We start from the raw sequence: 13,827 nt of genomic DNA on the forward strand, positions 1-13,827 counted from the left end.
GCGATGGAATGGAACAGGGATCTGCAACAGCCTGTCTCCGCCATCCGTGCGAGGGAAGCCGGATTAACAGATAAACCGGATCGCGCTAAAGGAGTTGTAGCGTTTCCGGAACTGAGAAAAGGAAATATCGGATTGGTAGTAGCCACCCAGATAGGCCGCTACGTAGCGCCGGATAATCCCCTGCCGGGCTGGCATTCGCCGGAACAGGCATGGGCGCAGACCCAGGGGCAGCTATCCTGGTATAAGGCCATGGAAGAAGCCGGAGAACTGATCATGATCAAAGACCGGAAAGGACTGGAACAACATTTACTCCTCTGGAACGACGGAACCCCCAACGATAAAAAGCCTATTGGCTATATCCTCAGTCTGGAAGGCGCCGACTCCATCATTAATCTAAAATACCTGGAACGCGCCTATAATAAAGGATTGCGTGCCATAGGTCCTGCGCATTATGGCCCCGGGCGTTATGCCAACGGGACCGATGCCACCGGCCACCTGAATGAACAGGGCCGGCAGCTGATCAAAGAAATGGAGCAGCTGAATATGATCCTCGATGCCACCCACCTTTGTGACGATGCTTTCTGGGATGCCATGGAACTGTTTAATGGCGCCGTATGGGCCAGTCATAATAATTGCCGGGCACTGGTAAATCATAACCGGCAGTTCAGCGACGACATGATTAAAGTATTGATCCAGAAAGGCGCGGTAATCGGCGGCGCACTCGATGCCTGGATGATGGTGCCGGGATGGGTACGCGGACAATCTAACCCCGAAGCTATGGGCTGCAACCTGGAAAAAATGATCGATCACATGGATCATATCTGCCAGATTGCCGGCAATGCCCTGCACGTAGGCATTGGTACCGATCTGGATGGCGCCTTCGGTAAAGAGCAATGTCCTTACGACCTGGAAACCATTGCTGATATGCAAAAACTGCCGGACCTGCTCACTAAAAGAGGTTATAGTGCAACGGATATCGAAAACGTCATGCACGGCAACTGGCTGCGCTTCCTGCGTAAGGCGTGGAATGATTAGTGCGATTTTTTGTCTTTGTTCAGGATTATACTGATTTTGATGATTTTCAGGATTTTTGTTTTCAGGATTTTGGAAGATTAAAACCTGTTATCATCTACTAAAATCTTCTAATCCATCAAATCAAAAGAAAAAAATCATCCAAATCATCAAAATCAGTATAATCCTGAGCAAAGACAAAATTCGCTTTCATCCTGCGCAATAAAAACTTAATTTGCGCGCATGAATTTTCTCGAGGTCTCTAATATCAGTAAACAACAGCATGGCGCTTATATCCTGAAAGATGTCAGCTTTACACAACAGCAGTTTCAAAAAATTGTTATCGCGGGCGAAACCGGCTCCGGTAAGAGTTCCCTGATGAAAATTGTCGGCGGGATGGGGCAGGCCGATTCCGGCACCGTGATGTTTGAAGGGAAAAGAGTAAAGGGCGCGCTGGAAGTATTGATACCAGGACATCCCGGCACCGCTTACCTGTCGCAGCATTTTGAACTGCGGAATAATTACCGCGTAGAAGAAATTCTGTCGTATGCCAATAAGCTGACCGAAGAAGAAGCCGGAGAAATCTATGATGTCTGCAAAATTTCGCATCTCTTAAAAAGAAAAACAGATCAGTTATCGGGCGGAGAAAAACAACGCATCGCCATGGCGAGATTACTGATATCCTCTCCCAGACTGTTTTTGCTGGATGAACCCTACTCCAACCTGGACATGATCCATAAAAGTATCCTGAAAAATGTGATCAGCGATATGGGCGAACGCCTCGGCATTACCTGTATGCTGATTTCACATGATCCACAGGATATTCTCCCCTGGGCAGATGAAATACTGGTGATGAAAGATGGAGAAATTGTACAGCAGGGATCTCCCCAACAAATTTATAATCAGCCGGTGAATGAATATGTAGCCGGATTATTTGGTAAATATAACCTGATCACTCCCGGCAACGCCGCCATCCTGGAAGGATTGCCAGGCATTACCCTCAACGGTAAAAATATCTTTGTCCGCCCGGAAGATTTTAAAATCGTTCGTACAAAGAAAGATGCGATTAGTGGGAAGGTTCGGGAGCTCAACTTTTATGGTAGCTACCTCGAAGCAGAAGTAGAGTTAGGGACCACTTTACTGACCATCAAAACCACTGATACCCGTCTCAAAAAAGGTGCTGCGGTAAACGTAGGGGTGGCACCGGAAATGGTGTGGTACCTCTAAGCGTTTGTCCGCAATGGCGATCATGGCTTCATTCCCATGATACTTTTACCGGTAAACCCATGATAGGGTTTATTCTGCAGCATCACCCAGGTGCGGTCGTAGGATACGGCGTAGTGTACCACCACGATTATAGCCAACCACATGCTGAGTGACGGATGTCCCAGTTCCCTTAATCCATATACGGCCAGGCCAAACAATACCCATTCCAGCAGGAGCCTTGCGGGGCCAGGAATGGCTATAGGTGCTGGTTTGGGATCGTTAGGGATGCGGAAGTAACCCCACAATAGGGCCGCTGCCAGCGGCAAACCTGCTGCCAGCAAATAACGCAGCCCATCACTGCCCAGGCGCCAGCCCCAGCAACCAAGTACAATCAGCATGATGATTTCCAGCAGAAAACGAACGGTCAGATTGATAGGGTGGGTATTCATGGTGTGGTTTATTTTAAATTAGCTATTTTTCGACTAATTTAACGGCTTCGCGATAATTTAATTGTTATGAAAAAATCTTTGCTACTGCTAGGGCTGATATTACTACAGGTGAGTGGGTATTTATGGGCGCAATCGCCGGGACGGTATGAAAACGATGTGCATACCATTCAGCAATTCGATAAAATGTACGCACCACCGCCACATCCTATTTTGTTTGTAGGCAGTTCTTCCATCCGGAAATGGGATGACCTGGAACGGAATTTCAGTAAGTATGTAGTGCTGAACAGAGGCATTGGTGGCGCCGAAACGGATGATATCACCCACTATGCGAAGGATATCATTTTCCCCTATGCTCCACGCCAGATCGTAATATATGTAGGCGAAAATGATTTGCCGTCCGCTAAAGCCAATGCAGATACGTTGTTACAACGCTTCACGGTATTGTATGCTAAAATCAGGAATGAACTGCCCACCATACCACTGATTTATATTTCCATCAAACCCAGTCCGTCCAGAGCCGCATTTTTTGATAAGGCAAAGCAATCCAATGCCCTGATAAAAGCGTTTCTGGCAAAAGAAAAAAATACCGTGTTTGTAGACATCTACCCAAAAATGCTGGATAAAAATGGTGCTCCCCGCAAAGAATTATTCCTGGGAGATATGCTGCACATGAACAAACAAGGCTATGCCCTCTGGGAAAAAGCCATACAGCCCTACCTTTTACGCAATTAACAGGTGCTCCGCTGCAAAAGATGGGGTGAATAGAAAAAAAAGTATCTTGCCAACTGATTAATACATTTTTTATTACGCATGATACTGGATACACTGCAGAACGCCCATGTTTACTACCGCCTCGGCGTTAAATTTATCAAGGCATTTGAATACCTGTCACAAACAGACCTGGTAGCCCTGGAAAAAGGTAAATATGAAATCGATGGGACCAACATCTTCGCCATCGTAAACGAATATGATACCGTAGATGCTTCCACCGAACAGATGGAATCACATAAGAAGTATATTGACATTCAGTATATAGTGTCCGGATCGGAATTGATAGGACATGATTTTCTGCAGGAACAAAAGCCTTCAAAGGCATATGATGAAACAGCCGACTACCAGCTGTTTGCGGAAAATCCCATGTTCTTTTCCAGGTTGGAGAAAGGCATGTTCGCCATCTTCTTTCCTACAGATCTCCACATGCCTAATATCAAGGTGGGTGCGCCAATGCCGGTAAAGAAAATAGTGATAAAAATAGCAGTTAGCTGATAGTTCCTGGCATTCAGCGTTGCAGGTGCATGTTGCTGCAACGCTGAATGCTAACTTCCCTATTCCACTTATGTAATAGCTAATGCACGATGAACAGTGAGCAACCAAAATTATTTCACGGGCAGTTTGCCGCCGGTACCCCGGCTGATGAGGCAGGTGTGCAGGCACTTTTATGGAACCGCGTCCGTGAAAATGGACAAGATGCCCTGGTAGCCCTTTATGAATCACTGTATTTCAGTCTTGTTAATTATGGCGTCCGCAGCTGCGGAGATACAGATCTCACCAAAGATGCCATCAATGACATGTTCCTCGAAATATGGGATCAGCGGCATAAGCTCCCGGAAGTCAGTAATGTAAAGTCTTACCTGTTTACTTACCTGCGCCGCAAAATTTTCGCCGGCATCCGACAAACCAAAAAGTCCAGCGAAGCGGCAGGCACTTATGCCGATAGCAACGAACATCATGAACTGTCATATGAAGACTGTATTGTAGCGATCCAGACTTCTGAAGAAGTGAAACAGAAGATAAAACGCGCGATGGCCACGCTCACACCCCGACAGAAAGAATTAATACAACTCCGCTATTTTGATGGTCTTAGTATGGAAGAAGTAGGCAAACGGGCAGGCATCACCACCAAAACCGCCTACAACACCCTTGGCGCTGCCCTCAAAAGCTTGTCGGCGGAATTGGTCGTGTTGATATTGATCCGGTTTTTACGGTAAAAAACTTTTTTTGAAAAAAGTTTCCGTTTTCCTGGGAATAATTCCTGGTTTCTTACACTACATAGTATTAACAGTAACAATGGACCAAAATTTTAACGTCGCCGAAGACTTCCTGTTGGATGATTCTTTCCTACGCTACTGTATGGGCACCCATGAACAGGACATACAATACTGGGAGGAATGGATCAACAGCTATCCGGAAAAGCGCGCTGCTTTTGACCGGGCCCGGAGAACATTTGATGTTATCAACGGGCAACAGGGCCGGCTGGACGTGGAAGTGAACAAATTCAGGTCGCTGTTACAGGATCACATCGACCAATCCACTACCGTACATAATAAGGTGCGTCATCTGTACCGCTGGCGTGTAGCCGCGGCCGTATTGCTGCTTGTAGCAGGGGGAGCAGCCTGGTACCAGTTTGGCTACCGGCACACCGCTTCCTCCGCAAAGGCGCCGCTGGCGCAGCAGCAGGACGTATTACCCGGTGCTTCCAAAGCCCGGCTGTTGTTAGGCGATGGTACGGAAGTAGCCCTGGATGCTATTCAGGCCAATGGATTGAAAGAAAAAGATGGCACCCGTATTAATAATGATAAAGGTAAACTGGTATATAACGTTGCTGGTAATTCCAGCAATGAAATGATGTTCAATACCTTGTCTACCCCCAGAGGGGGAGAGTATCAGCTGGTATTACCCGACGGCACCAAAGTATGGCTGAACGCCGCTTCCTCTCTGCGATTCCCGACAAAATTTGCAGGTAAAGACAGAACAGTGTATCTCACCGGCGAAGCCTATTTCGATGTAGCACAAAATGCCGGACAACCTTTCCTGGTACAATTAAAAAATGGGTTGAAAGTAGCCGTGCTGGGTACCGCTTTCAATATAATGGCCTACGACGATGAAGCCGCAGTGAACACCACACTGGTAAGCGGAAAAGTTAAAGTAGCACAAATAAATGGCAGCAGCGTAGTATTGGCGCCTTCCCAACAGGCGCTGCTCCCAAAAGATAGTCAGGAGTTTGAAGTAAGCGACGCAGACATAGACAAAAATATTGCATGGAAAACAGGCATGTTCGAATTTGACGACGATGATATCACCACAGTTATGAGACAGCTGGCACGCTGGTACGATGTAAATGTAAAATTTAATGGCCCGGTGCCGGATAAGCACTACACCGGTTCTATACGTAAGCAGTCCACGTTATCCCAGGCGTTACACATTTTAAAAACGGCCGGGATACAATACACCATAGCAGGAAAGGAAATTATCGTTGAAGTGAAATAATAACACCAATATAAGGATGTAACAACCAGGATCTTCGTGTAATAATGCTTCAGGCAAAAAAAACCGGGAACGCGGCAACGTTCCCGGCTGAAATGTCTGGCGGGCATGTTATGCGCTTAATTTGACGTAAACAGCTTAACACTCACCAAAAACTTAACAAATCTATGCTATTTAGACATGCTGGCAAATACCCCAACAGTAGGGTATGGGCACAAATGCTGAAAGTTATGAAACTAGCTGCTTTCTTGCTATTGGTACTGGCTATGCAGGTAAGTGCAACCGGGTACTCGCAAAAATTAACCCTGAATATGCACAATGTCGCATTGTCTAAGGTATTCAGGGAAATCCGGAAACAAACCGGCTATACCTTTTTCTACAACACGGAGATGTTGGAGCAAACAGATAAAGTATCTGTTGCTGTAGTACAGGCCGACCTGGAATACGTGTTGGGCAAATGTTTGCTCAATAAAAAGCTCAATTACAGTATTGTTGATAACACCATTATCCTTTCTGTAAAAACAAAGGAACAAACGGAAGAGGCCCCGCAACCTGTGGCTAACATTTCCGTATTCGGCAAAATCACGGATGCAATTACCCAGGAACCACTCACCGGCGCCTCTGTAAAGCTGAAAGGCACTACGAAAGGGGCCAGCACAGATATGAAAGGTAACTATACCCTGCAACTGCCCGAAAACGGTGGGGTGTTGGTGATCTCTTTTATTGGTTATGAAACAGTAGAAAAATCCGTTTCACAGGCCGGTGCACTCGATATTGCCCTGAAACCTAAAGCTGTACAAACAGAGGAGCTGGTAGTAGTGGGCTATGGCACCCAGAAAAGAAAAGAAGTGACAGGTGCCGTGTCTTCTGTAAGAGTAAATACCATCAGCGCCAATGTATCCAGAAATATAGGTGCTGCCATCCAGGGCCGTGTGCCTGGCGTATCTGTAGAATCTTCCAACGGCGCCCCCGGAGCAGGTATGAAAATTACCATCCGTGGTATGAGCACACTCGGTAACAATGCCCCCCTGTTTATTGTGGATGGCGTTTTTGTAGGTAATATCGATGGGGTTAGTCCTAACGATGTAGAATCTATCGAGGTGCTGAAAGATGCTGCTACCGCCAGTATTTATGGTTCCCGTGCTGCCAATGGTGTAGTGATCGTTACCACCAAAGGTGGCCGTAAAGAATCTGCACCCAGACTGGAAGTAGATACCTGGTTTGGTATGCAAACCATCCCCAAAAAATTAAGTGTCCTCAACAGCGAACAGTGGACCAAATTAATGAGTGCCAATATCAGCGGAATTCCGGCATACGATAGCAAAACAGCCAATACCGACTGGCAGGACGCCATTTTCAGAAATGCCCTGATCAGCCGCACCAACGTGAACTTTAGCGGCGGCTCCCAAAACTTTACCTATAACTTATCCGGTGGCTACCTGAAAGAAGATGGCACCATCAAAAACACCAACTACTCCGCGGCCAATTTCAGGATTAAAACCATGTATGAGAAAGGAAGAATACGTGTAGGCGAAACCGTTATCATCAAAAGAGGTATTACCCGTAATAACCCCGGTGGCGGTGATGCAGTGCATGCCCTGATAGGCAGTGCGCTGATGATGCCTGCTACCGTACCTGTGTACGATGCTACCAATCCTTTGGGCGGCTATGGTAAAAGACCGGTTTTTATGAAGAATTTGTCTAACCCCGTAGCCCGTATCGACAACATCGATAATACCAACAGGGATCTTTCCCTGCTGGCCAATGCCTTTGTAGAAGTGAAGCTGATAGAAGGACTGAAATATAAATTCAACGTAGGTTTAACAGAATCACAAGGGGGTAACCGCCTTTATACCGGTGTGTTTGATGATGGCAACTCCGCGAATCCACTCCCGGATTTATCGCAGAGTTCCAGCACATCCAATTCCTGGCTGGCGGAAAATACCCTTAACTATACAAAGAAACTGGGTAAACATAACTTCGACGCATTAATAGGTTATACGGCGCAGAAAAATACCAGCTCTTCTTTCAGCGCATCCAGAGATGATTTGCCGGTAGGTACTTCAGTACTGTATGCAGGTTCGGCTTCTTCGCAGAAAAATGATGGCAGCGCCGGCGCGAGCAGCATCGTTTCCCGCTTCGCCCGCCTCATGTATTCGTACGATTCCCGCTACCTGTTCTCTGCTTCTGTAAGAAGAGATGGCTCTTCCCGTTTTGCTGCAGGATACCAGTATGGGTCTTTCCCATCTTTTTCTGCCGGCTGGAATGTACATAACGAACATTTCTTCTCCGGTATCAACCATATTGTAAATACTTTAAAATTCCGCGGCAGCTGGGGCGTATTGGGTAACCAGGAAATTGGAGACTACCTGACACAAAATACCATTACCACCGGTCTTAACTATGTACAAGGTGGTGTGTTATGGCCCGGCGCTACCGCCAGCGGATATGCTTCACCGTTAGATCTGTCATGGGAAGAAACCAAGATTACCAACGTGGGTGTGGATGCAGGTTTCCTGGATAACAAGTTATTCCTGATCTTCGATGTGTTCAACAAGAAAACCAATGGCGTACTGTTAAATGTACCGTTCCCGATTTCAGTGGGTAAAACCGGTTCTCCTACGCTCAATGCAGGCGTGATCCAGAATAAAGGATACGAAATTTCCCTGGAGTATACCGATAAGAAAGGAGAATTAAATTACAGGTTTGGATTTAACCTGGCACATACTGCCAACGAAATGATGGCGATCAACGTGGGTTCCGGCAGACAGGAATTTGGCGGCATCTCCAGAGCAAAAGTAGGGTACCCTATTGGTGCCTTCTTCCTGGTAAAAACAGACGGCATCTTTAACTCTAAAGAAGAAGTGCTGGCACATAGCAAAGACGGTAAACTCATTCAGCCTAACGCACAACCCGGAGATATTCGTTATATAGATTACAATAACGACGGTATCATCAACAACCAGGATGAGCAAAACCTGGGAAGTCCTTTTCCTACCCTGAACATGGGATTATCCGCTAACCTGTCATGGAAAGGCTTTGATATGGGCTTGTTCCTGGAAGCAGTAACCGGTAACAAAATTTATAATGGCAGAAGAATCTGGATGGACAAAATGAATGAAGTCACCAATTTTTCTACAGATGTATTAAATGCCTGGACGCCCACCAATCATTCGAATTTCCCACGATTCAGTTTAGCAGATCCTAATAATAACAATATGGAGAACACCGACAGATGGCTGGAAGATGGATCCTACCTGCGGTTTAAACGTTTGGAATTAGGATATAGCGTACCAAAATCACTGACCACAAAATGGGGTATAGAGAAAGTAAGGGTATTTGCCTCCGGCGAAAATCTGTTCACCATTACAAAGTATAAAGGCTATAACCCAGACTTAGGTGGCGATGCGTTGAAAAGAGGAATGGATAATTCATGGGATGCATATCCTTTGTCCCGCACCATTTTGCTTGGCCTGAACCTTACCTTTTAATCGTTTAACTGCATTACGTCATGAAAAAAACATTTAAATATATAAGTGCGCTCACCCTGGTACTGGCAACAGCCGCCGGCTGTAATGAGAAAGAATTTCTCAAACAAAAGGACCCACTCCATGTTACCGATGATAATTTCTGGAAAGATGAATCCAGCATCAGTGCTGCACTTGGCGCGAGTTACAGCCCGTTACGTTCTTCACTTTACGGATACTGGGGTTCTTTTGAAGGAATCCAGGATATTAATGCGCTGGGAGATGATATTTTTACCATTCCCGGAGAAGAAGCCAATACCTGGAAGGTGGCCACTTTTACCAACGACGAAAATAATGGTGACCTTAGCAGCATTTTTAGCAATACCTACAAATGTATCCATCGCGCCAACCTGTTGCTGACAAAGATTGCCGACGTTCCGATGAGTGACGGAAAAAAAGCACTCTATATTGCAGAAGCTAAATTCCTGCGCGGTCTTTCTTATTACATCCTGGCATCTAACTGGGGCGGTGTTCCACTGAGAACCAAGCCCATGGAAACAACCGACGATTATGCTACGCCCTGCGCCACCAAAGAACAGGTGTGGGAGCAGGTGGTAAAGGACCTGACAGAGGCAGCAGCCGGACTTCCGGTGAAACGTGATGCCAAAGAACTGGGCCGCGTAACCAGTGGCGCCGCCATTGCCTACCTGGGGAAAGCTTACATGTTCGTAGAGGATTATCCAAAAGCAGAAGCCACTTTTGAGCTGCTGAATAAAAGTCCTTATACCTACGACCTGGTAGCTAATTATGAAGATAATTTTACCGATGCAAATGAGAACAATATAGAATCCATTTTCGAATGGACCTTTGCTCCACTGGGAGATCAATACGGCGCCTGGAGCACCGAAACAGCGAATTCACCGATGTACAACTACCTGCCACAGTTTATAGGGCCCCCGGCCGGTGGTGGATGGTTTAAATATTTACCTTCCAACTACCTGGTAGATCAGTTTGTAAAAGAAAAACGCCCCGCTGGTGCAGATACCAAGTATGATAAAAGAATGTATGCTTCCCTGATGTGGAAACGATCCACATTGGGTGAACCAGATGTTACCTGGTATGAAGGACAATCCTTTGATGCACTCTGGAGTTCTGCGCTGTCGAAAATTGAACGCCTGACCACCAATGTGGCACTGGATACGGTAACATATGGCCGCTTCCTGATCAAGAAAGGTACCAGCGCATGGCGTAAAGTAGCCAACGCTGATAATTACTGGGGACCAACGCCTTCTACGGCCAATTACCGGGTAGTACGCTTTGCAGAAATATTATTGTTACAGGCGGAAGCCGCTGCACAAAATGGTCACCTCGACGTCGCTATTACCAATCTTGGCAGAATCAGGGCAAGAGCGGGTCTGGCCGTAAAAACAGCTGCCGACCTTCCCGGTAAAACACAAGTGCTCGCAGAAATTGAACACCAGAAATTACTGGAATTATTTTTCGAGCAAAACCGTATCTATGATCTGAAAAGATGGAATAAAGATGCCGCACAACTGTCAATAACATTGAAAGCACATCAGAAACAGGGTGCAGACGGTTTCCAGGCTAAACACTATGTGTTTCCAATACCTGCAGGAGAACTGAAATCTAATCCAAAAGCCACACAGAACGCGCTTTGGAAATAATATTTGTCTTAAGCAGGATTATACTGATTATACTGATTTTATGATGTTGTTTTTTAAATAATTCACTATCCGAAAACCCTGTTTTTTAATTGTCCTAACATCAAAAAAGAACATCCATGTCATCCAATTCATCGAAATAATAAAATCATCAAAATCAGTATAATCAGTATAATCAGTATAATCCTGCTAAAGACAATCGCCGAAGGCGATCACCTTCGCTAAACACCACACATGAAAAAGCAGTACCTCGTTTTACTCGCGTTCCTGATAGCATCCGTTGCCTGTCAGCATCCGCAAAAAAAAGCCCCGCTGCCTTACTGGCTGCAGGACGCTTTTAGCCTGGATAGTTTACAGCCGGAAAAAGTCCCTGCCCGTTTTAAAGACGGGTATATGCTGCTCAGCCAGCGCGACGAACCGGGTGTTTTATACCTGTTGAATGCACAGGGCGGTGTAGTATGGTATCACCAGGTGACGGGTACCGGATTTAAAACGGCGCACTTCACTACACACCAAACCTTGCTTTGTATTCTTGGTGACAAATCATATGCAACCAGCTATGGTAACCAGATCATGGAGTTATCCCTCACCGGCGATACGCTGTTGAACCTCCAAAAAGGCCAGGCGGATTTTATCGCCAATGCGCACCATGAAGTATTGCTGAATCCGGACAATAACATTGTGCTGTTAAACACCGTGGAACGGGTGATAGACCTCACTGCTCAGGGAGGCAGCGCAGGCGATACCGTACGTAGCGACGGGATCCTGGTGCTGGACCGCAAAGGGCATAAATTATGGGAGTGGACCGTATTCGATGCACTAAACCCGGCTGCCGATAAAGATATCCTCAGCAGTCGTATGGACTGGATGCATGCCAATAGCCTGAGCTACGATAAAGATGGTAATTACCTGATCTCTTTTTATAACAATGGACAGATCTGGAAAGTGGATGCCCACAGCGGCAAAGTCATCTGGAAGTTCGGTCGAAACGGGGATTTCAGCTTCCCGGATTCCGCAGCCTTCGATATGGGGCATGCCGTGCATATCAATGCAGAAAATGACCTGATGTTATTTGATAACGGAGTATCCCATCAACAATCGCAAACACTGGCCTTTCATCTGGACGAGGGCGCCAAAATAGCTACCGTCACACTTCGTACCCCCATTCCTGCTTACCTGTTCAACGACAGAATGGGCAGCGCTTACCTCGTAGATCACCAAACCATCTTACAATGTTGCTCCAGGAAAAATACCGTATTGCTAACAGACCGGCAAGGAACGCCCCTGTGGCGCCTTCGCTGTAATTTTATTCCCTACCGGGCGGAGTTTATTCCCAGGGAGCAATTGCCTTCTTTTATTGTTAATTAATTTTTAGGAAGATAAATACCGCTGCCACTTATGCTAAAGATACAGGATCTTGTTACCGGTGGTTTCCTGATGGCTACCGCTGCTATTGTTTTTTATTCCTGCCAGTCAAATGTAAAAGGCGCAGGAAAAGAGGAAAAAAAAGAGCCGGTAGTAACGGCCTTGCTGCCGATTGTAGATTCGGCGGCTATTCCCAACGATAAATATGGAGAGGCTGTCAGGTATGGGCAGGAGCTGATGTACAATACCGCCTACTACATAGGTCCGGAAGGCATTAATGGCAAATACCTGGGCAATAAAATGAATTGTACTAACTGTCATCAGCAGGGCGGCACTAAGCCGTTTTCTTTTAACCTGATGCTATCGCACGAACATTATCCGCAGTATCGCGCCAGAGAAGGGCATGTACTCACGCTGGCGGAAAGGGTCAATAATTGTGTTACCCGGCCGCATAATGGCCGCCCGCTGCCGCTGGATAGTAAAGAGATGGTGGCTTTCCTGTCTTATTTCAGGTGGATCAATAGCTTTGTGCCGAAAGACAAAGCTTCCAAAGGCGTCAAAAATCTGGAGGTCACTCTGCCGGATGTTGCCGCCAGCCCTGAACGTGGCGAAAAATTATACGTACAACATTGTGCCCGCTGCCATGGCACGGAAGGAGAGGGGCAGTTGCGCAATGATAACATTACTTATACCTATCCGCCGTTATGGGGCCGGTATGGCTATCAGCCCGGTTCCAGCATGCACCGGGTCATTAAACAGGCGCAGTGGTTAAAAGCCAATATGCCTTATGATAAGGCTACCTGGGATAAACCTTTCCTCTCGGATGCGGAAGCCATGGATATTGCGGCTTTCGTGAATGACGACAGCAGGCATCCGCGCCCCGATGTGAAAAATTTCGACTACCCCCATGTGGAAGAAAAGGCAATAGACTACGATAAAGGCCCTTTTGCAGACACATTTTCCACGGACCAGCATAAGTATGGACCTTACCTGCCGGTGATCGGTTATTGGGAAAATAAAGGCTGGAAACCAGCTTACTGATTTGTGCTATAAAAAACAGAACATATTTCCTAGATTTAGGAATGCGTTCTGTTTTACTTACTTTTTTACTGATGCAGGTCTTTGGCTGCATAATGGCTCAACCACTACGTGTAGCCGTGGCCGGTGTGTCTCACGGACATGCTGCCTTTATATTAGGTCGCCCCGACAAAGGAGATATCCAGATTGTTGGCATCTATGAGCCGGACGTTGCATTGGCGAAGCTCCGGGCCAAACAATACCATCTTCCTGAAAATTTATTCTATACCCGGCTCGATCAAATGCTGGATGCGGTAAAGCCAGCAGCCGTGCTGGCCTTTGGCTCCATCAAAGCACACCGGGAAG

General features: G+C 46.5%; 11 protein-coding genes and 1 pseudogene. 11 read left to right on the forward strand and 1 reads right to left on the reverse strand.

The genetic code is table 11. The features are described from left to right. On the forward strand, positions 1-1,035 hold a 1,035-nt coding region (locus VIP81_RS28730; protein ID WP_331969755.1), incomplete at its 5' end, for a dipeptidase. A gap of 219 nt (positions 1,036-1,254) precedes the next feature. Continuing rightward, positions 1,255-2,238, forward strand: a complete 984-nt coding sequence (locus tag VIP81_RS28735; protein WP_331969758.1) for an ABC transporter ATP-binding protein — start codon at positions 1,255-1,257, stop codon at positions 2,236-2,238. A gap of 20 nt (positions 2,239-2,258) precedes the next feature. On the opposite strand, the gene VIP81_RS28740 is transcribed toward VIP81_RS28735, so the two are convergent. Continuing rightward, positions 2,259-2,666 carry a YrdB family protein gene (locus VIP81_RS28740; protein WP_331969761.1) on the reverse strand — a complete coding sequence of 136 codons (408 nt, stop codon included), beginning with the start codon at positions 2,664-2,666 and terminating at the stop codon, positions 2,259-2,261. A 66-nt stretch (positions 2,667-2,732) separates the two neighbouring features. Between VIP81_RS28740 and VIP81_RS28745 the strand changes: the two genes are divergently transcribed. The 9 genes and pseudogenes from VIP81_RS28745 to VIP81_RS28785 form a co-directional block, all read left to right on the forward strand. Further along, entirely contained in the window at positions 2,733-3,398 is a 666-nt protein-coding gene (locus tag VIP81_RS28745) for a GDSL-type esterase/lipase family protein (RefSeq protein ID WP_331969764.1), read from the forward strand. 78 nt (positions 3,399-3,476) lie between these two features. After that, positions 3,477-3,932, forward strand: a complete 456-nt coding sequence (locus VIP81_RS28750) for a YhcH/YjgK/YiaL family protein (RefSeq protein ID WP_331969767.1) — start codon at positions 3,477-3,479, stop codon at positions 3,930-3,932. An 89-nt stretch (positions 3,933-4,021) separates the two neighbouring features. Further along, complete coding sequence (locus VIP81_RS28755) at positions 4,022-4,654, forward strand: sigma-70 family RNA polymerase sigma factor (protein WP_331969770.1); 633 nt, start codon at positions 4,022-4,024, stop codon at positions 4,652-4,654. A gap of 79 nt (positions 4,655-4,733) precedes the next feature. Then, positions 4,734-5,933: a FecR family protein gene (locus tag VIP81_RS28760; RefSeq protein WP_331969773.1), complete on the forward strand. Its 1,200-nt coding sequence runs from the start codon at positions 4,734-4,736 to the stop codon at positions 5,931-5,933. 227 nt (positions 5,934-6,160) lie between these two features. Next, positions 6,161-9,421, forward strand: coding sequence for a TonB-dependent receptor (locus VIP81_RS28765; RefSeq protein WP_331969776.1), 3,261 nt, complete (start codon positions 6,161-6,163; stop codon positions 9,419-9,421). A gap of 20 nt (positions 9,422-9,441) precedes the next feature. Beyond that, the gene (locus tag VIP81_RS28770; RefSeq protein ID WP_331969779.1) at positions 9,442-11,082 is read left to right on the forward strand and encodes a RagB/SusD family nutrient uptake outer membrane protein; all 1,641 of its coding nucleotides are present in this window, start codon (positions 9,442-9,444) and stop codon (positions 11,080-11,082) included. A gap of 231 nt (positions 11,083-11,313) precedes the next feature. Continuing rightward, positions 11,314-12,447, forward strand: coding sequence for an aryl-sulfate sulfotransferase (locus VIP81_RS28775; protein WP_331969782.1), 1,134 nt, complete (start codon positions 11,314-11,316; stop codon positions 12,445-12,447). Between the two features lie 30 nt (positions 12,448-12,477). Continuing rightward, complete coding sequence (locus VIP81_RS28780; protein WP_331969785.1) at positions 12,478-13,485, forward strand: c-type cytochrome; 1,008 nt, start codon at positions 12,478-12,480, stop codon at positions 13,483-13,485. A 92-nt stretch (positions 13,486-13,577) separates the two neighbouring features. Beyond that, positions 13,578-13,827 (forward strand): annotated as a pseudogene (locus tag VIP81_RS28785) (gfo/Idh/MocA family oxidoreductase); the annotation flags it as partial.

This window comes from Chitinophaga sp., from assembly GCF_036566945.1.
GTDB lineage: Bacteria > Bacteroidota > Bacteroidia > Chitinophagales > Chitinophagaceae > Chitinophaga.